Raw genomic sequence first — 22556 nt, 5'->3', positions numbered from 1 at the left:
CTCCCTCATGACGTTCGACCCGTTCACTCTCATCATGCTCGCCGTCCTGGCGGTGCTCATCTTCTTCATGTTCCGCAACTCGCGCAAGCGTCAGGCCGAGGCTCGCGAGCTGCAGTCGAAGGTGCAGGTGGGGGCGAAGGTCATGACGAACTTCGGCGTCTTCGGCACCATCCTGTCGATCGACGAAGAGGCGAACGAGGTGCTCCTGGAGACCACGCCGGGCACGGTGCTCGCCGTGCACCGCCAGACCGTGGCTCGCGTGGTCGACCCCGTCGCAGACGAGAGCACCGACGAGGCGTCCGCGCCGGTCGAGGGCGAGCCCGAGTTCGGTGAGCGCGTCTCCGACGCCGCCGACGAGGCTCCGACCACCGACGAGACGCCCGACAACAAGAAGTCGGACGACTAAGACTCACCCCCGAGGCTGGGCCCGCGCACTGCTGCGCGGGCTCCTGCAGAGAAAGCAGAACCTGTGGCTGCACCATCGAAGCGGTCATCCCGGCCGGCGCCCGTCCGCAAGGCGTGGCGCTCCCTCACCTGGCTGGGTGTCATCATCGCGCTCCTGTTCGGCATCAACGCGGCGGGGGTGATCTGGGGCGAAGGCTCATGGGCCCCGAAGCTCGCGCTCGACCTCGAGGGCGGCACGCAGATCATCCTCGCGCCCCAGGTCGAGAGCGGCACCTCCGTGTCGCAGGAGCAGCTGAACCAGGCGGTCTCGATCATCCGCCAGCGCGTCGACGCCTCGGGCGTCGCCGAAGCCGAGATCAACACCGAGGGTGAGAACGTCGTCGTTCGCATCCCGGGCGAACTCGACGACCAGACCCGCGCCCGGATCGAGCAGTCGGCCAAGCTCGAACTCCGCGCCGTGCTGCTCGCCGACGTCGCCTCGAACCAGTCGATCGAGCCGAGCGCGAGCCCGTCGCCCGACGGCGCCGAAGAGGAGCTCGAGTCGACGCCGACCGCCGAGCCGACCGACGGCAGCGACCTCGCGTGGGTGACGCCCGCGCTGCAGGCCGAGTTCGACTCGTACGACTGCTCGCAGGCCGACGAGAACACCGAGGTCGCCCCCGCCGACGAGCCGCTCGTCACCTGCGACCGCAACCGCGAGGTCAAGTACCTGCTCGGCCCGGTCGAGGCGAGCGGCGAGAACATCGTCGATGCCACGAACGGCACGGTGCAGACGCAGACCGGTGCATCGACGGGCCAGTGGGCCGTCAACATCGTCTTCGACGACGAAGGCACCGAGGACTTCGCCAAGGTCTCGACCCGCCTCTTCGGGCTGCAGGGCCAGGGGCAGTCGCCGCGCGACCAGTTCGCGTTCGTGCTCGACGGCGAGGTGCTGACCGCACCCCAGATGAACGGTGCGATCACCGACGGCCGCCCGCAGATCACCGGCAACTTCTCGCAGGAGAGCTCGAAGGCCCTCGCCGACCAGCTCAAGTTCGGTGCGCTGCCGATCAGCTTCACGGTGCAGTCCGCCGAGACGATCTCGCCGACCCTCGGCACCTCGCAGCTCCAGTCGGGTCTGCTCGCCGGCCTCATCGGCCTCATCCTCGTCGTGATCTACACGCTGTTCCAGTACCGCGCCCTCGGCTCGGTGACGATCGCGTCGCTCATCATCGCCGCGATCATCACGTATCTGACGATCACGATCCTGTCGTGGCGCGAGGGCTACCGCCTGTCGCTCGCGGGTATCGCGGGTCTGATCGTCGCGATCGGCTTCACGGCCGACTCGTTCATCGTCTACTTCGAACGCGTGCGCGACGAACTGCGTGACGGGCGCCCGCTCGTCGGGGCGGTCGAGGCCGGGTGGAAGCGCGCCTTCCGCACCGTGCTCGCGTCGAAGGGCGTGAACCTGCTCGCCGCGGTCGTGCTGTTCATCCTCGCGGTCGGCAGCGTGAAGGGCTTCGCGTACACCCTCGGTATCACCACGGTCATCGACGTGATCGTCGTGATCCTCTTCACGCACCCGATGCTGCAGCTGCTCGCGCAGACGCGCTTCTTCTCGAGCGGCAACCCGTGGTCGGGTCTCGACCCGAACGCGCTCGGTGCCGTGTACCGGGGCCGTGCCGAGTTCCGCAAGCCCACCGCCGCGGTGGCGGGCAAGAAGGCGGCGTCGAGTGCCAAGGAGGCGCAGCGCCGGCAGACCATCGCCGAGCGCAAGGCCGCGGCGATCGGCGCGGGCTCGAGCTCCGGCGATACCTCGAACGAAGGGAAGGAGTCCTGATGGCGAACCGTCTGACCACCTTCGGTAATGACCTCTACACCGGCAAGCGCTCGTTCAACTTCGTCGGCGGCCGCAAGAAGTGGTACACGATCATCGGGGTATTCGTGCTCCTCTCGGTCGTCATCCCGCTGTTCACCGGCGTGAACTTCAGCATCGAGTTCCGCGGCGGCTCCCAGTTCCAGATCGCCGACGTCGAGAACGCGACGCCCGAGCCCGCGGTCGAGGCCGTCGCGTCGGTCGTGCCCGAGGCGACCGTCAAGGTCACGATCGTCGGCAACACCGGCGTGCGTGTGCAGACCGACCAGCTCTCGCAGGACGACTCCCACGACGTGACCACGGCCCTCGCCGAGGCGTACGACGTGCCTGAGTCCGAGGTCACGAGCTCGTTCATCGGGCCGAGCTGGGGTGCCGACGTCACCCGGCAGGCGGTCCTCGGCCTCATCGCCTTCGTGCTGCTCGCCGCCGTGATCATGGCGCTGTACTTCCGCACCTGGAAGATGTCGGCGGCCGCGATCCTCGCCCTCATGGTCGACCTCGTCGTCACGACCGGCCTCTACGCCGCGTTCGGCTTCGAGATCAGCCCCGCCGCGATGATCGGCATCCTGACGATCCTCAGTTACTCGCTCTACGACACCGTCGTGGTCTTCGACAAGATCCGTGAGAACACCGCGGAAGACGGCCTGGAGTCGCGTCGCACCTTCGCCGAGTCGGTGAACCTCGCCGTCAACCAGACCCTCGTCCGTTCGATCAACACGAGCGTCGTCGCCGCACTGCCGGTCGCCGCGATCCTGTTCATCGGTGCCGGTGTCCTCGGTGCCGACACGCTGCGCGACATCTCGCTGGCGCTGCTCATCGGCATCCTCGTCGGAACCTGGTCGACGGTGTTCCTCGCCGCGCCGCTGTACTCGCAACTGCGCGAGGGCGAGACCGACATCCGTCGCCATGACCAGAAGGTGCTGAAGGAGCGCGAGCGCGCCGCCGGTGCGAGCACCCCCGAGGCGATCGCCACCGCATGACGTTCGCCCCCGGCGCGCATCGCCGTGCACGCCTCACCCTCCGGAGCGGTGATAATTGAGTTCTGGAGGTGAGGCGTGACGGAGACCGGGGTCAACTCGACAGCTTCGCTGCGGCGGCTGGTGCCGAGGATCTTCTCGAAGGCGCAGCCGACGGGCGCCGTCGACACGCTCCTGCGGACGGTGCGGATGCATCATCCGAAGGCCGACCTCGCGCTCATCGAACGCGCCTACACCGTCGCCGATCGGGCGCACGAGGGGCAGAAGCGCAAGAGCGGTGAACCGTACATCACCCATCCGATCGCGGTCGCGCAGATCCTCGCAGATCTCGGCATCGGGTCGAAGACGGTCGCGGCGGCGCTGCTGCACGACACGGTCGAAGACACGGCGTACACCCTCGATGAGGTGCGTGCCGACTTCGGCGACGAGATCGCGATGCTCGTCGACGGCGTCACGAAGCTCGACAAGGTCAAGTACGGCGACTCGACGCAGGCCGAGACCGTCCGCAAGATGATCGTCGCGATGTCGAAAGACATCCGCGTGCTCATCATCAAGCTCGCCGACCGCCTCCACAACGCGCGCACCTGGGGTTTCGTCCCGGCCGCCTCCGCCAGCCGGAAGGCGACCGAGACGCTCGAGATCTACGCGCCGCTCGCGCACCGGCTCGGCATCCAGGCGATCAAGTGGGAGCTCGAAGACCTCTCCTTCGCGGTGCTCTACCCGAAGCTCTACGCCGAGATCGAGAGCCTCGTGAAGCAGCGCACGCCGCAGCGCGAGGAGTTCGTGCAGAACGTCATCGACCTCGTCAACGACGACCTCAAGGCGGCGAAGATCCGCGGCAAGGTCGTCGGCCGGCCGAAGCAGTACTACTCGATCTACCAGAAGATGATCGTGCGCGGCCGCGACTTCGACGAGATCTACGATCTCGTCGGCATCCGCGTGCTCGTGAACTCGGTGCGCGACTGCTACGCCGTGCTCGGTGCGATCCACGCGAGGTGGACCCCGCTGCCCGGGCGCTTCAAGGACTACATCGCCACTCCGAAGTTCAACCTCTACCAGTCGCTGCACACCACGGTGCTCGGCCCGAAGGGCCGCGCGGTCGAGATCCAGATCCGCACGCACGACATGCACCAGCGCGCCGAGTACGGTGTCGCCGCGCACTGGAAGTACAAGGAGCAGACGACGGGCAAGTCGTCGGGCGGCCCGGCGATGCAGAACGAGACGGACATGGCGTGGCTCGCGCACATCTCCGACTGGCAGGCCGAGACGGCCGACCCGGGGGAGTTCCTCGACTCGCTGCGCTTCGAGATCGGTGCGAAGGAGGTCTACGTCTTCACGCCGAAGGGGCGGGTCATCGGGCTGCCGTCGGGTGCCACGCCGGTCGACTTCGCCTACGCGGTGCACACCGAGGTCGGGCACCGCACCATGGGTGCGAAGGTCAACGGCCGGCTCGTGCCGCTCGAGAGCGAGCTGTCGAGCGGCGATGTCGTCGAGGTGTTCACCTCGAAGAACCCCGACTCGGGCCCCAGCCAGGACTGGCTGAACTTCGTGAAGAGCCCGCGTGCTCGCAACAAGATCCGTCAGTGGTTCACGAAGGAGCGGCGCGACGAGGCGATCGAGCAGGGTCGCGACTCGATCGCGCGGGCGATGCGCAAGCAGAACCTGCCGCTGCAGAAGCTCATGAGCCAGGAGTCGTTCGCCGAGGTCGCGGCGATGCTGCGGTACGACGACGTCTCATCGCTCTACGCCGCGGTCGGCGAGGGGCACGTCTCGACGCAGTCGGTGCTCGAGAAGGTCGTCGCGCTCGTGCGCGACGTCGACGACGTCGATGAGCCCGATCTGCCGCTGCCCGTTCGCACGCGGCCGCTGCCTCGCCACGCCGAGTCGGGCGTGCTCGTCCGCGGTGCCCCCGACATCCTGGTGAAGCTCGCCCGGTGCTGCACTCCGGTGCCCGGCGACGAGATCGTCGGCTTCGTGACGCGCGGCGCCGGCGTCTCGGTGCACCAGGCGAACTGCCACAACGTGCAGTCGCTGCTGCGTGAACCCGAGCGCATGATCGACGTCGAGTGGGCGCCGAGCTCGAAGAGCGTGTTCCTCGTGCAGATCCAGATCGAGGCGCTCGACCGTGCCGGTCTCCTCTCCGATGTGACACGCGTGCTCAGCGAGCATCACGTCAACATCCTCTCGGCGAACGTCTCGACCTCGACCGATCGGCTCGCGCTCAGCCGGTTCGTGTTCGAGATGGGCGACACGACCCACCTCGACCGCGTGCTCAACGCCGTCCGCCGGATCGACGCCGTCTACGACGTCTACCGCGTCAGCGACGGCTGACCGCCGATCGGGCCCGACGAGACGGCCACGTCGCTCGCTCGTGCGAACCTGGCACGTGCGAGCGTGATCCGCGGCATCCGCCTCGCGGCTGCGAACAGCACCGACACCTCCTCATCGAGCGCCGGTCGTTGGCCGAGGAGCCGTGCGACGACGCGCTCGGCGGTCGCGTCGTCGAGCGTCTGATCGCGGAGCAGGTCGAATGCGGTCCGCGGGACGCTCGTGCAGCGCACCCCGGCCAGCTCGACGAGCTCGGCGTCGCTCACGACCACCTCGCGTACGATCGTGCCGAGCGCGGGCGCAACGGCGATGCGCTCGTGCAGGGGCACGCAGAACTGCGCCGTGCGAGGCGGTGCATCGAGTGCGCCGTGCACCCAGGCGGCCGAGAGCCGCTCGATGATCAACCGCCGTGGCATCCGCAGGGCGACGACCGCGGCGCGGAAGCTCGGGAGGTCGGGTTCGTCGACCGGTGCCCAGCCTTCGTCGATCGCGAAGAGCTCGCCGTCGATGCGGGCGGCGCAGAGTTCGGCGAGCGGGAGATCGTGGGTGCCGAGCACCACGGGGAGGCGAGCCATGACCCCATGCTGGGGCATCCGAGGGCTGGATGCCGAAGGGGGCGGGATCCTGTGGAGAATCCCGCCCCCTTCGAGACGTGCCGGAGAAGTCGTCGGCTCAGCCGCCGACGGCCTTGAGCCACGCACGGCGGGCGTCGAGCGCCTCGCGAGCGGCGGCCGCAGCCTTCGCATCGCCCGCGGCCTCGGCCGCGGCGACCTCGGACTCGAGCTTCTCGATCGCATCGTGCAGCTGGCCGAGCATGCCCTCGGAGCGGGCCTTCTTCTCGGGGTCTTCGCGCTGCCAACGCTCGTCCTCGAGCGAACGGACGTGGTTCTCGACCTTGCGGAGGCGGTCTTCGACATTGCGGACCTGGTCGCGGGGGACCTTGCCGATCTCGTCCCACTTGCGCTGGATGGCGTTGAGCGCCGCGCGGGCGGGCTTCGGGTCGGTGGCGGTGAGCAGCGTCTCGGCCTCGGTGAGGAGCACGAGCTTCTCGTCGAGGTTGGCGCGGTACTCCTCGTCGTCCTTCGCGTCGATCTCGGCCTTCGCGTTGAAGAGCACGTCGCCGGCGGCCTTGAACTTCGCCCAGAGCTGGTCGTCGAGCTTCTTGCCGGCGCGGCCCGCCTGCTTCCACTCGTCGAGGAGGCTGCGGTAGTCGCCGACGGCGTCGGCACCGCGCGACGAGAGCGCCTCGGCGCGCTCGATGAGGCGCTGCTTGCGGGTGCGCACGTCGCGGTGGGCGGCGTCGAGCTCGGCGAAGAACGCCTTGCGGTGCTGCTCGATCGTCGAACGGGCGGCACGGAACCGCTTCCACAGCTCGTTGGCCTCGTTCTTCGGGAGGCGCGGGCCGTCCTGCTGGTGGCGCTGCCACGCCGCGAAGAGCGCGTCGAGGTCGGCGGTCGCCTGCTTCCACTGCGTCTTCGCGGGGTCTTGCGCCGCGAGCGCCTCGGCCTGCTCGACGATCGTCGTGCGCTCGGCGACGGCGACCTCGAGGGCGGCCTTCGCCTCGGCCTGCTGCTGCTCGGTGAGCTCCTTCGTCGTGCCCGAGAGCGCCTCGAGGCGGCGTGAGAGCGACTCGAGGTCGCCCACCGCGTGGGCGTCGGTGATCGACGCGGTGAGCGTCGAGACGGCCTTGGCGACGTCCGCGGCGGGCGCGCCACGGCGAACGCGCTGCTCGAGCAGGCCCACCTGGCCCGCGAGGTCGGCGTACTTGCGCTCGAAGTAGGCGAGCGCCTCTTCAGGCGTCGCGTCGGGGTACTGGCCGACCTCCCGCTCGCCGTCGCTCGTGCGAACGAAGACGGTGCCCGTCTCGTCGACGCGGCCCCACGGTTGCTGATCTGATTCGGTCACGGCCTCACCCTTTGCAGGTCGGATGCCACCGGTACGGCGGCGTGTGCTGACAAGCCTATTGCACCGCTCGGCGGCGGTGCCGTGCTCACTGGATCGTGACGGAGGTGATCGTGGTGGGCACGACGGGAGCCCCGTCGCTCGCACCGTCGGCGACACCCGCGTCGATGACTCCGGCCTGCAGGGCGTCGAGCCCGCTCGTGACCTTGCCGATCACGGTGTACCCGCCCGCGGCGTCGGTGGGCAGCGTCGTGTCCTCGTAGACGATGAAGAACTGGCTGCCGTGGCTGTAGCCGTTGCCCGACTGGCGGGCCATGGCGATGGTGCCCGCCGGGTACAGGTTGTCGGCGGGGGCGTTCTCGACGGGGCCGTAGCTGTAGTCGGGGCCGCCGCTGCCGGTGCCCTCGGGGTCGCCGCACTGCAGCACGTAGAGGCCCTCGGTCGTGAGTCGGTGGCACGAGACGCCGTCGTAGAAGCCCGACCGGATGAGGCTGATCGAGCTCGCGACCGCCTGCGGAGCGGCGGCGCCGTCGAGCTCGATGCCGAGCGGGATGTCGTTGAGCGTCAGGGTGCCCGTCCAGGTGCGGCCCTCGGCCAGCTCGGGGGAGGGGACGTCGCCCTGGTTCTCGCCCGCCGCCTCGGTCGGCGCCGGGGTCTCGCTCGCGACGGGTTCGGGAGTGCCGGGGCCGCCGTTGAAGAAGAAGAGCTGGGCGCCCACCGCGAGCGCGAGCACGACGACGAGCGCGAGCACCGCGATCACGTTGTCGCGGGTGCGCCGCTTCTGCTTGCCGGCGTGGACTTCCTGCCGTGCCTGGTAGGTGCGCAGGCGCGCACGCTCTTCGCGCGCCTGTCGGTCGTTCGATGCCACGCCTGCTCCTTCTCCGGAATCCTGCGAGCCGACTCTACTTAAGCGGGCGTGACCGCACCAATCGCCGCACCGTGCAGCGGCAGGCGGCAGGTTCATCGGGCAGTGGTGTCGGATGCCACGACTACGCTTGAATCCATGGTCGAAACCGGTACGGGGCTGCGCTCCGGCGCCACTCCGCTCGCGGTGCGCATGCGTCCGACGAGCCTCGACGAGGTCGCCGGTCAGCGTCATCTGCTGACGCCGGGTTCGCCGCTCGTCGCCCTCGCGGGCGACCGCTCCGGCGAGAGCGGGTCGGTCTCGGTGATCCTCTGGGGGCCGCCCGGCACCGGCAAGACGACCCTGGCGCAGGCGATCGCCCGCTCTTCGGGGCGCAAGTTCGTCGAGCTCTCGGCGGTCACCGCAGGTGTTCGCGACGTGCGCCAGGTGATGGAGGAGGCGCGGGCGAGCCGCGACCTCTACGGGCTGTCGACCGTGCTGTTCCTCGACGAGATCCACCGCTTCACGAAGGCCCAGCAGGACGCACTGCTCCCCGGCGTCGAGAACGGCTGGGTGATCCTCGTCGCCGCGACGACCGAGAACCCCTCGTTCTCGGTCATCTCGCCGCTGCTGTCGCGTTCGCTGCTCCTCACGCTCGAGCTCCTGGGCGACGACGACCTCGGGGTGGTGGTCGACCGTGCGGTGACCGATCCGCGCGGGCTCGCGGGCAAGGTCGTGCTCGATGACGAGGCGCGCGCGGCGATCGTGCGGCTCGCGTCGGGCGACGCCAGGCGGGCGCTCACCGCGCTCGAGGCGGCGGCGGTGTCGGCGGCGGCGATGGCGACCGAGGAGGCGGAAGCGACCGCAGACGACGTCGATGACGACGAGACGGACGACGACGACCAGATCGACGAGCGCGACGAGGGCGGCGCCGTGGCATCCGCGCCGCCGGTGATCACCGCCGACATCGTCGCCCGCGCCGTCGACCGCGCGATGCTGCGGTACGACCGCAACGGCGACGAGCACTACGACGTCATCAGCGCGTTCATCAAGTCGGTGCGCGGCAGCGACGTCGACGCCGCGCTGCACTACCTCGCCCGCATGATCGAGGCCGGGGAGGACCCGCGGTTCATCGCGCGTCGCATCATCGTGCTCGCGTCCGAGGACATCGGCCTCGCCGATCCGCAGGCGCTCGTCGTGGCGGTCGCCGCGGCCGACGCGGTCCAGCTCATCGGCATGCCCGAGGGGCGCATCCCGCTCGCGCAGGCCGTGGTGCACCTCGCGACCGCGCCGAAGTCGAACGCCGCCTACCTCGGCATCAACCAGGCGATCGCCGACGTGCGCGCCGGCAAGGCCGGTCGTGTGCCGAAGCACCTCCGCGACGCGCACTACTCGGGCGCGAAGCGGCTCGGGCACGGCAAGGGGTACCGCTACCCGCACGACGACGCGATCGGGGTGGTCGAGCAGCAGTACCTGCCCGACACGCTGCGCGGCGCCGTCTACTACTCGCCGACCGAGCACGGCAACGAGCGCGAGGTCTCGGCGCGGCTCGCGAAGCTGCGCCGCATCGTGCGCGGCGGGCGCTGATCACGCCCGGTTCGTCGTGGTAGCATGGTCGCTGGCCTGAAGCCAGATCCTCGAGCGCGGCTGCGAGAGGGTCACCGGCGAACGGGTGCGATCTGTAGCCGATCCACCCTTGGCGAATCCCTCTGACACAGATCCCCGGCGCACGAACGCGCCGGTGATTCACTTGAGATTCTTCCGAAAGGACATTCGTGTCGAACCAGTCACGCAGCAAGACCCGCCTCTCCCGCGCGCTCGGCGTCGCCCTCACCCCGAAGGCCGCCCGCTACATGGAGAAGCGCCCCTACGCTCCCGGTGAGCACGGTCGCACCAAGCGCAAGCAGGACAGCGACTACGCCGTTCGTCTGCGCGAGAAGCAGCGTCTCCGCGCCCAGTACGGCATCCGCGAGAAGCAGCTGAAGATCGCCTACGTCGAGGCCAAGCGCACCGCCGGCCAGACCGGTGAGAACCTCGTCGAGCTGCTCGAGATGCGTCTCGACGCGCTCGTGCTCCGCGCCGGCTTCGCCCGCACCATCTCGCAGGCCCGCCAGTTCGTCGTGCACCGTCACATCCTCGTCGACGGCCAGCTCGTCGACCGCCCCTCGTTCCGCGTGAAGCCGGGCCAGCTCGTCCACGTGAAGACCCGCAGCGAGGGCACCGAGCCGTTCCAGGTCGCCGCGGCCGGCGGTCACGTCGACGTGCTCCCCAAGGTTCCGGGCTACCTCGAGGTCGAGCTCGACAAGCTCCAGGCGCGTCTCGTGCGTCGCCCGAAGCGCGCCGAGGTCCCCGTGACCTGTGACGTGCAGCTCGTCGTCGAGTACTACGCCGCTCGCTGACGCGAGTCGTCTCGAACAGGGGTCGCGGGTTTCCCGCGGCCCCTGTTGCGTCTCCGGACGCGGCGCGCCGACGCGCCACTAGACTGGTTCGAGGCGTGCCGAGCGCCACCGCGCCGGCGAGAGACATCGAACAGGAGCACCAGTGAAGAGCATTCTGTGGTTCACCGTGGGCATCGCGACCGGATTCGTCGTCGCGCACCAGGTCAACCAGACCAAGCAGGGACGCGACTTCTTCTCCTCGGTCGATGCGAAGGCGCGGGCCTTCGGCCATGCGATCGCCGAGGGCTACCACGCCCGCGACGCCGAGCTGCGCGCCGAGGGCGACGCGGCCGCCGCCGAACGCTGAGCACCACCCTTCCCTCCGGCCCGGGCGACCGGGCTCGACCCCAGAACGGAACCATGCAGACCGCCGAAATCCGCCAGCGCTGGCTCGACTTCTTCGCCGAGCGCGGCCACACCGTCGTCCCCTCTGCCTCGCTCGTCTCCGACGACCCGACGCTGCTCTTCACCGTCGCCGGCATGGTGCCGTTCGTGCCGTACCTCACGGGCATCGTTCCCGCACCGTACCCGCGCGCGACGAGCGTGCAGAAGTGCATCCGCACGAACGACATCGAAGAGGTCGGCAAGACGCCGCGCCACGGCACGTTCTTCCAGATGAACGGCAACTTCTCGTTCGGCGACTACTTCAAGGAAGGCGCCATCTCGATGGCGTGGGAGCTGCTCACGAGCCCCGAGTCGGCCGGCGGCTACGGGTTCTCGCCCGACGACCTCTGGGTGACCGTCTACGAGGACGACGACGAGGCGATCGAGATCTGGAAGCGCGTCGCGGGTCTGCCCGACGAGCGCATCCAGCGGCTCGGCAAGGAGACGAACTACTGGCACACCGGGCAGCCCGGCCCGGCCGGCCCGTGCTCCGAGATCTTCTTCGACCGCGGCCCCGCCTTCGGCATCGACGGCGGCCCCGCGACCGACGACGACCGGTACGTCGAGATCTGGAACCTCGTCTTCATGCAGTACCTCATCACCGATGTGACGTCGAAGACCGACTTCACCGTCGTGAAGGAGCTGCCGAAGAAGAACATCGACACCGGTATGGGGCTCGAGCGCGTCGCGTTCCTCAAGCAGGGCGTCGACAACATGTACGAGATCGACCAGGTGCGTCCGGTGCTCGACCGCGCCTCCGAGATCTCGGGCCGACGCTACGGCGCCGACCACGAGGACGACGTGCGCATGCGCGTGATCGCCGACCACGTGCGCTCCGCCCTCATGCTCATGAGCGACGGCGTCAGCCCGTCGAACGAGGGTCGCGGGTACATCCTGCGCCGCCTGCTGCGGCGCTCGATCCGCGCGATGCGCCTGCTCGGCGTCGAGGGTCCGACGTTCCGCGAGCTGTTCGCCGCCTCGCGCGACGCGATGAAGTCCGCGTACCCCGAGGTCGCGCGCGACTACGCGCACATCGAGCAGCTCGCGCTCGGCGAGGAGGAGACCTTCCTCCGCACGCTCTCCGCCGGCACCTCGATCCTCGACCTCGCGGTCGCGAAGACGAAGGACTCGGGCCGTGGCGAGCTCGCGGGCGACACCGCGTTCCTGCTGCACGACACCTACGGCTTCCCGATCGAGCTGACGCTCGAGATGGCCGAAGAGGCCGGCCTCGCGGTCGACCGCGGTGCGTTCGACGAGCTCATGACGGCCCAGCGCACGCGTGCGAAGGCCGATGCGAAGTCGAAGAAGAAGGTGCTCGCCGACCTCTCGGTCTACGCCGACTACCGCGCCAAGGGCGAGACCATCTTCACGGGCTACACCGAGCTGTCGACCGAGTCGAGCGTGCTCGGCATCCTCGTCGACGGTCGCCCCGTGCAGCACGCGGTCGCGGGCCAGACGGCCGAGGTCATCCTCGCCGAGACCGCGCTCTACGCGGAGTCGGGCGGCCAGGCCCCCGACCAGGGCCGCATCGTCGGCGACGGCTTCGAGCTCGAGGTGCTCGACGTGCAGAAGCCCGTCAAGGGGCTGATCAGTCACACGGTGAAGGTCACCTCGGGCGAGGTGGGCGTCGGCGAGCGTGCGACGAGCCTCGTCGACGAGGACTACCGGCGCGGCGCGACGCAGGCGCACTCCGGCACGCACATCGTGCACGCGGCGCTGCGCCAGGTGCTCGGCCCGAACGCGCACCAGTCGGGCTCGTTCAACAAGGCCGGCTACCTCCGCCTCGACTACGGGTGGAACTCCGCCCTGTCCGCCGAGACCCGCAGCGAGCTCGAGGAGATCTCGAACTCCGCGATCCGCGACAACCTGCAGGTCGTCACCCGTGAACTCCCGCTCGACGAGGCGAAGGCGCTCGGCGCGATGGCGCTGTTCGGCGAGAAGTACGGCGACGTCGTGCGCGTCGTCGACATCGGCGGCCCGTGGTCGCGCGAGCTCTGCGCGGGCACCCACGTGTCGACGAGCGCCGAGATCGGCATGATCAACATCGTCGGCGAGTCGTCGGTCGGTGCGTCGAACCGTCGTGTCGAGTCGCTCGTCGGCCTCGAGGCGTTCCGTCGTTTCGCTGCCGAGCGTGCGCTCGTGAACGAGCTCACCTCCTCGCTGAAGACTCGTCCTGAACAGCTCGTCGACCGCGTCGGCGAGCTCGTCACGAGCCTCAAGGCGGCCGAGAAGAAGATCCAGGCGTTCGAGGCGAAGGCGCTCAACGACCGCGTGCCGGCGCTCGCGGCGAAGGCGGGCCGCGTCGGTGACGTGCTGCTCGTGGCCGAGTCGGTCGGCTCGCTCGGTTCGGGCGACGAGCTGCGTTCGCTCGCACTCTCGGTTCGCTCGCAGCTCGGCGATGCGGCGAGCGTCGTGGCGCTCGCGGGCGAAGTGGGCGGCAAGCCGCTCGCGATCGTGGCGACCTCTCCCGCAGCTCGCGACCACGGCGCGAACGCGGGTGCGCTCGCGAAGTCCGCGGCCGGCGTGCTCGGCGGCGGTGGCGGCGGCAAGCCCGACCTGGCGCAGGGCGGCGGCACCGACGTCGCGGCGATCCCCGCCGCGCTCGAGGCCGTGCGTCGCGGTCTCGGAGGGTAGTCGCGTCATGCGCTTCGGGGCGAGGCTCGGCATCGACGTCGGCCGTGCGCGGATCGGGGTCTCGCGGTCGGATCCGAGCGGGATGCTCGCGGTGCCGATCGAGACCGTGGCACGCGCCGCCGACGGCGACGCGGATGTGCGCCGGATCGCGGAGCTCGCAGCCGAGTACGACGCGATCGAGTTCGTCGTCGGGCTTCCGCTCTCGCTCTCGGGCGGTTCGACGCCGTCGACCGAGGACGCGCTGGAGTTCGCGGAACGGCTCGGGCGTTCGGGCGCCGCGATCCCGGTGCGGCTCGTCGACGAACGGCTGTCGACCGTGAGCGCGCAGCAGGCGCTGAGGGCGAGCGGGAAGTCGTCGAAGAAGCAGCGTCCCATCGTCGACCAAGTCGCAGCCGTTATCATTCTGCAACACGCGATCGACGCCGAGCGGGCCGCAGGCCTCGCACCCGGCCGCGTGCTCGACCTCGACGAAGGGCTCTCACCCCTGTGACCCAGCTCCCCCCAGAGCACCCCGACTCCGCCCGTCCGATGACGCGGCGCGAGCTCCGCGAGGCTGAGCAGCGCGCGGCCGCGCAGGCCGAGGCGGCGGCCGGCGGCTTCTCGGCCGAGCCGATCCCGGCGCCGCGACCGACGACTCCGGCGCCGATTCCGGCGACGCAGGCCCCGTTCCCGTCGGCGGCCCAGGCTCCGGCGCCGCAACCGACGCCCGCCCGCTTCGACTTCGACGCGCACCTGGCGCCCGGGGCACCCGGCCCGCGGCGCGGCGCGGCGCAGCCGAGCCCGAACGAGCGGCCGCAGCCGGTCACCGGGGCGACGGCGACGGCGACCTCCTCCGCCTCGCCGTTCGCCGATCTCCTCGCCGACCCGCACCAGTCCGTCGACCACGACGCGGCCGACGACGAGCCCGTGCGGCGCAAGCCCTCACGGGCCGAGCGTCGTGCCGCGGCATCCGACCCCTACGACCATTACGGCGACGAGAAGCCGAAGAAGCGACGCGGGGGCTGGGGCTGCCTCGTGGCGCTCCTCATCGTCGCCGGGCTCGGCGCAGGCGCCTACTTCTTCCTCGAGGGGCCGATCCGTGCGGTCATCGAACGCTTCGAGCCTGCGGCCGACTACGAGGGCCAGGGCACGGGCGAGGTGATCTTCATGATCCACGAGGGCGACACGGGCTCCTCGATCGGCGACAACCTCGTCGCCGACGATGTCGTGGCCTCGACCGATGCCTTCCTCGAGGCGATCGACGAGGCCGCCACGGCTCCGGTGTTCTACCCGGGCGCGTACCGCCTGGCCGAGCAGATGAGCGCGAAGGCGGCGCTCGACGCGCTCGTCGACCCGGCGAACAAGCTCGAGAACACCTTCGTGATCCCCGAGGGCACGGCGACCGTCGATGCGCTGCCGCGCATCTCCGAGGGCACCGGCATCCCGCTCGAAGAGCTGCAGGCCGCCGCGGCCGAGCCGCCGGCGAACTACGGGCTGCCCGCCGAGGCCACGAACCTCGAGGGCTTCCTGTTCCCGGCGACGTACACGCTCGACCCGAACCTCGACGCGCATGCCGTGCTGCAGACGCTCGTCGACCGGCAGTTCCAGGCGCTCGACGAGGCCGGCGTCGCACCCGCCGACCGGTGGAAGACGATCGTGCTCGCGGCGCTCGTGCAGCGCGAGGCGGGGCTGAAGGACGACTTCTACAAGGTGTCCCGCGTGTTCCTCAACCGCCTCGACCCGGCGAAGTGGGAGAGCGGGCTCCTGCAGTCCGACGCCACCGTCGCGTACGGCACGGGCAACACGCACCTCGTGACGACCACCGACGCCGAGCGCGGTGACGCGTCGAACCTCTACAACACGTACGTGCACCCGGGGCTGCCGATCGGACCGATCTCGAACCCCGGCGATCTCGCGATCGACGCAGCCGTGCACCCGGCCGACGGCCCGTGGCTGTTCTTCGTGACGTGGAACCTCGACACGGGCGAGACGATCTTCTCCGAGGCGGTCGAGGAGCACGACGCCGCCGTCGAGAAGTGGCTCGCCTGGATGGAGGAGCACCCCGAGTATGGCTGAGTCGTCGCCCACGGCGCGCCTCGCGGTGCTCGGCTCGCCGATCGCCCACTCGAAGAGCCCGGCGCTGCATCGCGCCGCCTACGCGCGGCTCGGCCTCGACTGGGAGTACACGGCGGTCGAGATGACCGGCGACCGGCTTCCGGCGTTCCTCGAGGGGCTGGATGCCTCGTGGCGGGGCCTCTCGCTGACGATGCCGCTCAAGCAGGACGTCCTGCCGCTCCTCGACGAGGTCGACGAGCTGGCGCAGCTGACGGGTGCGGCCAACACCGTGCTTTTCGAAGGCGGCCGGCGCCTCGGCTTCAACACGGATGTTGGTGGGATTGTTCGGTCGCTGGCCGAGGCGGGCCTTGAGGTGGCCCGAACTGCGATCATCATCGGGGGCGGCGCCACCGCGGCATCCTCGATGGTTGCGATCGCGGAGCTCGGCGTTGCCCACGTGAGGGTATTGCTTCGGCGGCCCGAGGCGGGAGCGAAACTCGTTGATCTTGGACGCTCGGTCGGGCTGATCGTGGACGTCGACCATCTCGGCGCGCTCGCCCATGCTGGGCCGGCGGATCTCGTCGTCAGTACACTGCCTGGTGGAACGGACACCGGCTCAGAGGTGCCCGCTGAACTAGTGTCGAGTGCACTCTTGCTCGATGTCGCGTACGCGCCCTGGCCGACTCCTCTCGCGAAGTGGTGGATCGAAGGCAGAGGACGGGTCATCGACGGCAGCGGCATGTTGCTGCAGCAAGCTTTCTTGCAGGTGCGCATTTTTGCGGGCGGTGATCCGGCCGCCGTGCTTTCCGACGAATCAGGAATACTGACGGTTATGCGCTCCGCGCTGAGAAGTTGACCAGCCGCCAATTGACCGAATTGGACCTTGGTTGTAGCTCTCGCCTCAAATTGCACGCTCAGGGAATACTCAGCTCTGATAGGTTGGCGGCCAAGAATCGCCGCCGAGTACTCGGCCTAACAGAGGGAGATATGTGAAGAAGAGTGTGAGAAGACTGTCGAGCGCAGGTGCCGCCGTCGCGGTTGGGTTGGCTCTTTCCCTTGGGGGTGCTGGTGTCGCATCTGCTGCTACCACAACGTACTCACCTGAGTACCGTCTGAGTTCGACGTGCGTCAGCTCGATGCAGACGTACCGAGCAGAGGGATACACCATCTGGCGCACGTGCTTCCAGAACACATTTGGATACTGGCAGTTCGGCTACAAGTACTGAATCAAGGCGCGATCTCCGGGACCGTGCCCCGAGACGTTGGATCTGCGGATGACCGCGGTCATTTGTAGACCGGCGAGGGCCTCCTGCGTTGGAGGCGGAGCTGCTCAGGCCCGTTGCCAGCCAGGAGGTCCTTCTGTATCGTATGCCGTCCACGTGAGCGCCTCACGTAGTCTTCAGCCACGATGACGATGCACACCACATCACGTTCGTAGCAATGTGCGCCGCTTCACGTACGCCGCCGACCTGTAGGACTTCGCAAATGTCCTGGCGACGGTGGGGCATTGCTGGAACCGGCAACGCCAAGTCCCAACGAAGCATCCCATCGCCTCGTTCGTTGATCAGGCCGGTGACCGCACGGCTGCCGAACTCGTCAACTGACCGCGCCCCGGCGGCACCGACCTCGGAGTCGAGCCCTCACCCGAGCTCGTCGCGAACGCGGCCCTGCTCGACGTGGCCTACGACCCGTGGCCGAGCCCGCTCGGGCGCGCCTGGCAGGCCGGCGACGGGCGAGTCGTGCACGGGCTCGGCATGCTGCTGCACCAGGCGCTCCTGCAGATCCGCATCTTCGTGCACGGCGACCCGTTCTCGCCGTTGCCCGATGAGCACGACGTGCTCGACGTCATGCGCGAATCCGTCGCCTGACGCTGTGGAAGGATAGGAGTCATGCTCCGTTGGCTCACTGCCGGAGAGTCGCACGGCCCTGAGCTCGTCGCGATCCTCGAGGGTCTTCCCGCCGGTATCCCCGTTTCGCTCGATTCGATCCGCGCCGATCTGGCGCGCCGCAAACTCGGTTACGGCCGCGGTGCGCGCATGAAGTTCGAGCAGGACGAGTTGGCGATCTCGGGCGGTGTGCGCCACGGCCTGAGCCTCGGCAGCCCCGTCGCGGTCCGCGTCGGCAACACCGAGTGGCCGAAGTGGCAGGAGGTCATGAGCCCCGAGCCGATCGATGCCGAGCGCCTCGGTCGCGGTCGCGGCGCGCCCCTCACCCGGCCCCGCCCGGGCCACGCCGACCTCGTCGGCATGCAGAAGTACGGCTTCGACGAGGCCCGCCCCGTGCTCGAGCGCGCGAGCGCCCGCGAGACGGCCGCACGCGTCGCCCTCGGCGCGATCGCGAAGTCGTTCCTCGCCGAACTCGGCATCCGGACCATCGCGCACACGCTCTCGATCGGGCCCGTCCGCGTGCCCGAGGGGGCCGCGCTGCCGCTGCCCGGCGACCTCGAGACGGTCGACGCCGACCCGCTGCGCTGCTTCGACCCCGAGACGAGCGCCCGCATGGTCGCCGAGGTCGACGACGCGCACAAGTCGGGCGACACGCTCGGCGGCGTCGTCGAGGTGCTCGCCTACGGCCTGCCGCCGGGGCTCGGTTCTCACGTGCACTGGGACCGCCGGCTCGATGCGCAGCTCGCCGCCGCGCTCATGGGCATCCAGGCGATCAAGGGCGTCGAGGTCGGCGACGGCTTCGAGACGACCCGGCGACGCGGTTCGGTCGCGCACGACGAACTCCACCCCGGCGACGGCCGCATCGAGCGCGCGAGCGACCGTGCGGGCGGCACCGAGGGCGGCATGTCGACCGGCACCGTGCTCCGCGTCCGCGCCGGCATGAAGCCGATCGCGACGGTGCCGCACGCGCTGCCGACGATCGACGTCGCAACGGGCGAGCCCGCGCCCGCCCACCATCAGCGTTCCGACGTCGTCGCGGTGCCCGCGGCGGGCGTCGTCGCCGAGGCGATGGTCGCGCTCGTCCTTGCGAACGCCGTGCTCGAGAAGTTCGGCGGCGACTCGGTCGTCGAGACCCGCCGCAACCTCGAGTCCTACCTCGCCGCCATCCCCGACACGCTCCGCACCGGGGTCGCGACGGGCGCGGCCGACGCTCGTGTCTGACCAGCCCCGCATCGGGCTTCCCGTCGTGCTCGTCGGGCCGATGGGCGCCGGCAAGTCGCGGGTCGGTCAGCGGCTCGCAGCGGCGGTCGGCGCACCGTTCGTCGACACCGATGCCCGCATCGTCGAACGCTACGGCGCGATCGATGAGATCTTCGCCCGTGAGGGCGAGGAGTACTTCCGCGTCATCGAGCGCGAGGTCGTCGCCGAGGCCCTCCGCGAGGAGGCCGTCGTCTCGCTCGGGGGCGGCGCCGTGCTCCACGACGACACCCGCGATGACCTCGCAGGGCTCTCGGTCGTGTGGCTGCAGGTCTCCCGCGAGGCGGTGGCCCCGCGACTGGCCGGCGGCAACCGCCCGCTCATCGCCGACGGCGGTCTCGACCGCTGGTCGGCCATCCTCGAGGCAAGGCGCCCGCTGTACACCGCGGTCGCCGACCTCGCCATCGACACCTCCCGACGCTCGGTCGGGCGGATCGTCGACGACATCACCGGGCACTTCGGAGGACAACGATGACGGCAGACGAGCGCACGACGATCCGAGTCGGCGGCGAGACCGGCTACGACGTGGTCGTGGGCCGCGGCGTCATCGGCGACCTCGGCGACGCGCTCGGCTCGTCGGTCAAGAAGGTGCTCGTCGTGCACCCGGCGACGCTCGGCGCGAAGGCGGCGACGCTCCGTGAAGAGCTGTCCGACCGCTTCGAGGTGCTCCTCGCCGAGGTGCCCGACGCCGAGGCCGGCAAGCGCGTCGAGGTGGCGGCGTTCTGCTGGCAGGTGCTCGGCCAGGCGGACTTCACCCGCAGCGACGCGATCGTCGGCTTCGGCGGGGGAGCGATCACCGACCTCGCGGGCTTCGTCGCCGCGACGTGGCTGCGCGGCGTGCGCGTCGTGCAGGTGCCGACGACGGTGCTCGGCATGGTCGACGCGGCCGTGGGCGGCAAGACGGGCATCAACACGAACGAAGGCAAGAACCTCGTCGGCGTCTTCCACCCGCCGGCCGCCGTGCTGTGCGACCTCGATCTGCTCGACACGCTGCCGAAGAACGAGATCCTCGCGGGCTTCGCCGAGATCGTGAAGGCCGGGTTCATCCGCTACCCCGAGATCCTCGACATCGTCGAGGCCGATGTCGAGGTCGCGACCGACCCGACGACGCCCGAGTTCCGGCGCGTCGTCGAGCTCGCGATCCAGATGAAGGCCGATGTCGTGTCGGAGGACCTGACCGAGCAGGGCCTCCGCGAGATCCTCAACTACGGTCACACCCTCGGCCATGCCGTCGAGCACGCCGAGCGCTACCAGTGGCGGCACGGTGCGGCCGTCTCGGTCGGCATGATGTTCGCCGCCGAGCTCGGGCGACTGTCGGGGCGTCTCTCCGACGACGTCGCCGACCGGCACCGCCGGGTGCTCGACCTGTTGAGCCTGCCGACGAGCTACCCGGCCGGCCGATGGAACACGCTGCTCGCGACGATGCAGCGCGACAAGAAGTCGCGCGCGGGCCAGCTCCGCTTCATCGTGCTCGACGACCTCGCGAAGCCGACGGTCATGCAGGCGCCCGACCAGTCGCTGCTGTTCGCCGCCTACCAGGAGATCGGCTCGTGACCGAACGCCGGCTGCTGCTCGTCAACGGCCCGAACCTCAACCTGCTCGGCACCCGTGAACCCGAGATCTACGGTTCGCAGACGCTCGCCGACGTCGAGCAGGTCGTCGCGGATGCCGCGGCCGCACGCGGTTTCGAGGTGCGGGCCGTGCAGTCCAACCACGAGGGCGTGCTCCTCGACGCGATCCATGCGGCGCGGCTCGACTGCGCCGGCATCGTCATCAACCCCGGCGGGCTGACGCACACCTCCGTCGTGCTGCGCGATGCGCTCGCGGGCGTCGACCTGCCGGTCGCCGAGGTGCACATCTCCGATGTGCGGCAGCGCGAGGAGTTCCGTCACCACTCGTACGTCGCCGACATCGCGTCCGTGCACGTCGTGGGCGAGGGCGTGCCCGGTTACGCGACGGCCGTGCGGCTGCTCCTCGACGTCATCACGGGTCGCGCCGAGGGCTGAGCGGGCCGCGCCGTGCGTCAGTCGCCTCGCGCGTAGGCGAGGCTCTCCTCGACGATCGAGACGACGACCGCGAGCTCGTCGGCATCGCGAGGGCCGTAGACCATGAACTCGGTGCCGAAGTCCTCGTACTGGTGGGGCTCGGCCCACCCGAGCTCGGTGAGCCGCGCGCCCCGCTCGGCGCGGAGGACGAGGTGCACGCTCGTGTCGGTGACCCCGTGCAGGTGGACCGGTTCGAGCCGCCCCTCGGGGAAGAGCGAGGTCTCGGGCGCGCGCGCCGTCTCGACGCCCTCGAGGAACACCGCGCGCGACGACTTCGGCGAGACCTGGCTGTGCCCCTCGACGACGCCGTCGAGCGCGAACACCTCGGCGACGAGCCGGCCCCAGAACTCGGGCGTCGACCGTTGGTCGAGCTGACGCTGCGGGCCCTCGGTCGAGACGGTCGGACGGGGGCCGGAGCGCGGGGTGTCGATCACCCCGTCAGGCTAGGGCATCCCCGACGGCGGGCCGCGTGGCATCCGCTCGCATCGGCTCGCATTGGCGCGCTCGGAGCTGAGCGACTACACTCGATCGACTGAACTCTCGGGCCGAATCCGGCCGAGCCTCTTCGCAACTGAATGGAACGTATACGCATGGCAAGCACCGCTGACATCAAGAACGGCGTCGTCCTCTCGATCGACGGCCAGCTCTGGAGCGTCATCGAGTTCCAGCACGTCAAGCCGGGCAAGGGCGGTGCGTTCGTGCGCACCAAGCTCAAGAACGTCGTCAGCGGCAAGACCGTCGACCGCACCTACAACGCGGGCGCGAAGATCGAGATCGAGAACGTCGACCGCCGCGACTTCACCTACCTGTACAACGACGGCGACGGCTTCGTGTTCATGGACGCGACCGACTACGACCAGATCACCGTCTCGGCCACGGTCGTCGGCGACGCAGCGAACTTCATGCTGGAGAACCAGGCCGTCACCATCGCCCTGAACAACGGCAACCCGCTGTACATCGACCTGCCCGCCTCGGTCGTCCTCGAGATCACCTACACCGAGCCGGGCCTGCAGGGCGACCGTTCGACCGGCGGCACCAAGCCGGCCACCGTCGAGACCGGCTACGAGATCCAGGTCCCGCTCTTCCTCGAGACGGGCACCAAGGTCAAGGTCGACACCCGCACGGGTGACTACCTCGGCCGCGTGAACGACTAGTGAGCGCCCGTACCAAGGCGCGCAAGCGCGCGCTCGACATGCTGTACTCGGCCGACATGCGCCAGGTGCCGGTCGAGCAGATGCTCGTCGTCGAGGCGCAGAAGGCCGCGAACGAGCCCGAGCGGGCCGCGTCGTGGCTCTACGCGCGCGAGATCGTCGACGGCATCGTCGACCACCGCGCCGAGATCGACGAGCTCATCGAGACGAACTCGCGCGGGTGGACCCTCGAGCGCATGCCCGCGGTCGACCGCGCGCTCCTGCGCATCGGCGTCTGGGAGATCGTCTACAACGACGAGGTGCCCGACGCGGTCGCGATCTCGGAAGCCGTCGAGGCGGCCACGGTACTCTCCACCGACGACTCGGCGGGCTTCGTGAACGGGCTCCTCGCGGCCATCTCGCACTCGAAGGCCTGA

Annotated in this window: 22 protein-coding genes; 18 read left to right on the top strand and 4 right to left on the bottom strand. The window is 69.7% G+C overall.

The features are described from left to right. Positions 1-34: 34 nt before the first annotated feature. From yajC to ACFVTX_RS00370, 4 genes are all read left to right on the top strand, one after another. A complete protein-coding gene (gene yajC, locus ACFVTX_RS00385) occupies positions 35-406 on the top strand; it encodes a preprotein translocase subunit YajC (RefSeq protein ID WP_386897090.1) in 372 nt (123 codons plus the stop codon). Positions 407-469: 63 nt separating this feature from the next. Further along, positions 470-2224, top strand: a complete 1755-nt coding sequence (secD, locus tag ACFVTX_RS00380; protein WP_386897088.1) for a protein translocase subunit SecD — start codon at positions 470-472, stop codon at positions 2222-2224. Beyond that, complete coding sequence (gene secF / locus ACFVTX_RS00375) at positions 2224-3240, top strand: protein translocase subunit SecF (protein ID WP_386897086.1); 1017 nt, start codon at positions 2224-2226, stop codon at positions 3238-3240. The genes secD and secF overlap by 1 nt, the downstream gene beginning before the upstream one ends. 75 nt (positions 3241-3315) lie before the next feature. Continuing rightward, positions 3316-5568, top strand: a complete 2253-nt coding sequence (locus ACFVTX_RS00370) for a RelA/SpoT family protein (protein ID WP_386897085.1) — start codon at positions 3316-3318, stop codon at positions 5566-5568. On the opposite strand, the gene ACFVTX_RS00365 is transcribed toward ACFVTX_RS00370, so the two are convergent. The 3 genes from ACFVTX_RS00365 to ACFVTX_RS00355 form a co-directional block, all read right to left on the bottom strand. Further along, the gene (locus tag ACFVTX_RS00365; RefSeq protein ID WP_386897083.1) at positions 5547-6140 is read right to left on the bottom strand and encodes a hypothetical protein; all 594 of its coding nucleotides are present in this window, start codon (positions 6138-6140) and stop codon (positions 5547-5549) included. The two genes, ACFVTX_RS00370 and ACFVTX_RS00365, sit on opposite strands and share 22 nt — an antisense overlap. Before the next feature lie 97 nt (positions 6141-6237). After that, on the bottom strand, positions 6238-7470 hold the full coding sequence (locus ACFVTX_RS00360) for a DUF349 domain-containing protein (RefSeq protein WP_386897081.1): 1233 nt from the start codon (positions 7468-7470) through the stop codon (positions 6238-6240). 85 nt (positions 7471-7555) lie between these two features. After that, positions 7556-8335 (bottom strand): peptidylprolyl isomerase, encoded by a 780-nt coding sequence (locus tag ACFVTX_RS00355; protein ID WP_386897079.1) that lies wholly within the window; start codon positions 8333-8335, stop codon positions 7556-7558. 135 nt (positions 8336-8470) lie between these two features. Here ACFVTX_RS00355 and ACFVTX_RS00350 point away from each other — a divergent pair, with 135 nt between their 5' ends. From ACFVTX_RS00350 to aroQ, 12 genes are all read left to right on the top strand, one after another. After that, entirely contained in the window at positions 8471-9898 is a 1428-nt protein-coding gene (locus ACFVTX_RS00350; protein ID WP_386897078.1) for a replication-associated recombination protein A, read from the top strand. Positions 9899-10086: 188 nt separating this feature from the next. Next, on the top strand, positions 10087-10710 hold the full coding sequence (rpsD, locus tag ACFVTX_RS00345) for a 30S ribosomal protein S4 (protein WP_386897076.1): 624 nt from the start codon (positions 10087-10089) through the stop codon (positions 10708-10710). Between the two features lie 142 nt (positions 10711-10852). Continuing rightward, the gene (locus ACFVTX_RS00340) at positions 10853-11056 is read left to right on the top strand and encodes a hypothetical protein (RefSeq protein ID WP_386897074.1); all 204 of its coding nucleotides are present in this window, start codon (positions 10853-10855) and stop codon (positions 11054-11056) included. A gap of 53 nt (positions 11057-11109) precedes the next feature. After that, positions 11110-13767: an alanine--tRNA ligase gene (gene alaS, locus ACFVTX_RS00335; RefSeq protein WP_386897072.1), complete on the top strand. Its 2658-nt coding sequence runs from the start codon at positions 11110-11112 to the stop codon at positions 13765-13767. 7 nt (positions 13768-13774) lie between these two features. Further along, entirely contained in the window at positions 13775-14257 is a 483-nt protein-coding gene (gene ruvX / locus ACFVTX_RS00330) for a Holliday junction resolvase RuvX (RefSeq protein WP_386897070.1), read from the top strand. Then, positions 14254-15822 carry an endolytic transglycosylase MltG gene (gene mltG, locus ACFVTX_RS00325; protein ID WP_386897068.1) on the top strand — a complete coding sequence of 523 codons (1569 nt, stop codon included), beginning with the start codon at positions 14254-14256 and terminating at the stop codon, positions 15820-15822. The genes ruvX and mltG overlap by 4 nt, the downstream gene beginning before the upstream one ends. Then, positions 15815-16657 (top strand): shikimate dehydrogenase, encoded by an 843-nt coding sequence (locus ACFVTX_RS00320; RefSeq protein WP_386897066.1) that lies wholly within the window; start codon positions 15815-15817, stop codon positions 16655-16657. The genes mltG and ACFVTX_RS00320 overlap by 8 nt, the downstream gene beginning before the upstream one ends. 820 nt (positions 16658-17477) lie before the next feature. Then, positions 17478-17669: a hypothetical protein gene (locus ACFVTX_RS00315; RefSeq protein WP_386897065.1), complete on the top strand. Its 192-nt coding sequence runs from the start codon at positions 17478-17480 to the stop codon at positions 17667-17669. A 21-nt stretch (positions 17670-17690) separates the two neighbouring features. Continuing rightward, positions 17691-18908, top strand: coding sequence for a chorismate synthase (gene aroC, locus ACFVTX_RS00310; RefSeq protein WP_386897064.1), 1218 nt, complete (start codon positions 17691-17693; stop codon positions 18906-18908). Continuing rightward, positions 18901-19419 carry a shikimate kinase gene (locus ACFVTX_RS00305; protein ID WP_386897063.1) on the top strand — a complete coding sequence of 173 codons (519 nt, stop codon included), beginning with the start codon at positions 18901-18903 and terminating at the stop codon, positions 19417-19419. The genes aroC and ACFVTX_RS00305 overlap by 8 nt, the downstream gene beginning before the upstream one ends. Continuing rightward, the gene (gene aroB, locus ACFVTX_RS00300; protein ID WP_386897062.1) at positions 19416-20498 is read left to right on the top strand and encodes a 3-dehydroquinate synthase; all 1083 of its coding nucleotides are present in this window, start codon (positions 19416-19418) and stop codon (positions 20496-20498) included. The genes ACFVTX_RS00305 and aroB overlap by 4 nt, the downstream gene beginning before the upstream one ends. Beyond that, positions 20495-20950 carry a type II 3-dehydroquinate dehydratase gene (gene aroQ / locus ACFVTX_RS00295; protein WP_386897060.1) on the top strand — a complete coding sequence of 152 codons (456 nt, stop codon included), beginning with the start codon at positions 20495-20497 and terminating at the stop codon, positions 20948-20950. Before aroB ends, aroQ begins: the two co-directional genes overlap by 4 nt. Before the next feature lie 17 nt (positions 20951-20967). On the opposite strand, the gene ACFVTX_RS00290 is transcribed toward aroQ, so the two are convergent. Continuing rightward, a complete protein-coding gene (locus tag ACFVTX_RS00290) occupies positions 20968-21423 on the bottom strand; it encodes a hypothetical protein (RefSeq protein ID WP_386897059.1) in 456 nt (151 codons plus the stop codon). Between the two features lie 156 nt (positions 21424-21579). Here ACFVTX_RS00290 and efp point away from each other — a divergent pair, with 156 nt between their 5' ends. Next, on the top strand, positions 21580-22143 hold the full coding sequence (efp, locus tag ACFVTX_RS00285; protein ID WP_386897058.1) for an elongation factor P: 564 nt from the start codon (positions 21580-21582) through the stop codon (positions 22141-22143). Beyond that, positions 22143-22556: a transcription antitermination factor NusB gene (gene nusB, locus ACFVTX_RS00280; RefSeq protein WP_386897056.1), complete on the top strand. Its 414-nt coding sequence runs from the start codon at positions 22143-22145 to the stop codon at positions 22554-22556. Before efp ends, nusB begins: the two co-directional genes overlap by 1 nt.

Source organism: Agromyces sp. NPDC058136 (genome assembly GCF_042884375.1).
Lineage (GTDB): Bacteria > Actinomycetota > Actinomycetes > Actinomycetales > Microbacteriaceae > Agromyces.
This window is presented reverse-complemented; position numbering and strand designations above follow the sequence as displayed.

What these genes read in the sequence shown, in the direction of transcription:
- yajC (WP_386897090.1), top strand. Translation starts at nt 35, where the DNA reads ATGCTCGCCGTCCTGGCGGTGCTCATCTTCTTCATGTTCCGCAACTCG.
- secF (WP_386897086.1), top strand. Translation starts at nt 2,224, where the DNA reads ATGGCGAACCGTCTGACCACCTTCGGTAATGACCTCTACACCGGCAAG.
- ACFVTX_RS00365 (WP_386897083.1), bottom strand. Translation starts at nt 6,140, where the DNA reads ATGGCTCGCCTCCCCGTGGTGCTCGGCACCCACGATCTCCCGCTCGCC.
- ACFVTX_RS00350 (WP_386897078.1), top strand. Translation starts at nt 8,471, where the DNA reads ATGGTCGAAACCGGTACGGGGCTGCGCTCCGGCGCCACTCCGCTCGCG.
- alaS (WP_386897072.1), top strand. Translation starts at nt 11,110, where the DNA reads ATGCAGACCGCCGAAATCCGCCAGCGCTGGCTCGACTTCTTCGCCGAG.
- ruvX (WP_386897070.1), top strand. Translation starts at nt 13,775, where the DNA reads ATGCGCTTCGGGGCGAGGCTCGGCATCGACGTCGGCCGTGCGCGGATC.
- ACFVTX_RS00320 (WP_386897066.1), top strand. Translation starts at nt 15,815, where the DNA reads ATGGCTGAGTCGTCGCCCACGGCGCGCCTCGCGGTGCTCGGCTCGCCG.
- aroC (WP_386897064.1), top strand. Translation starts at nt 17,691, where the DNA reads ATGCTCCGTTGGCTCACTGCCGGAGAGTCGCACGGCCCTGAGCTCGTC.
- aroB (WP_386897062.1), top strand. Translation starts at nt 19,416, where the DNA reads ATGACGGCAGACGAGCGCACGACGATCCGAGTCGGCGGCGAGACCGGC.
- efp (WP_386897058.1), top strand. Translation starts at nt 21,580, where the DNA reads ATGGCAAGCACCGCTGACATCAAGAACGGCGTCGTCCTCTCGATCGAC.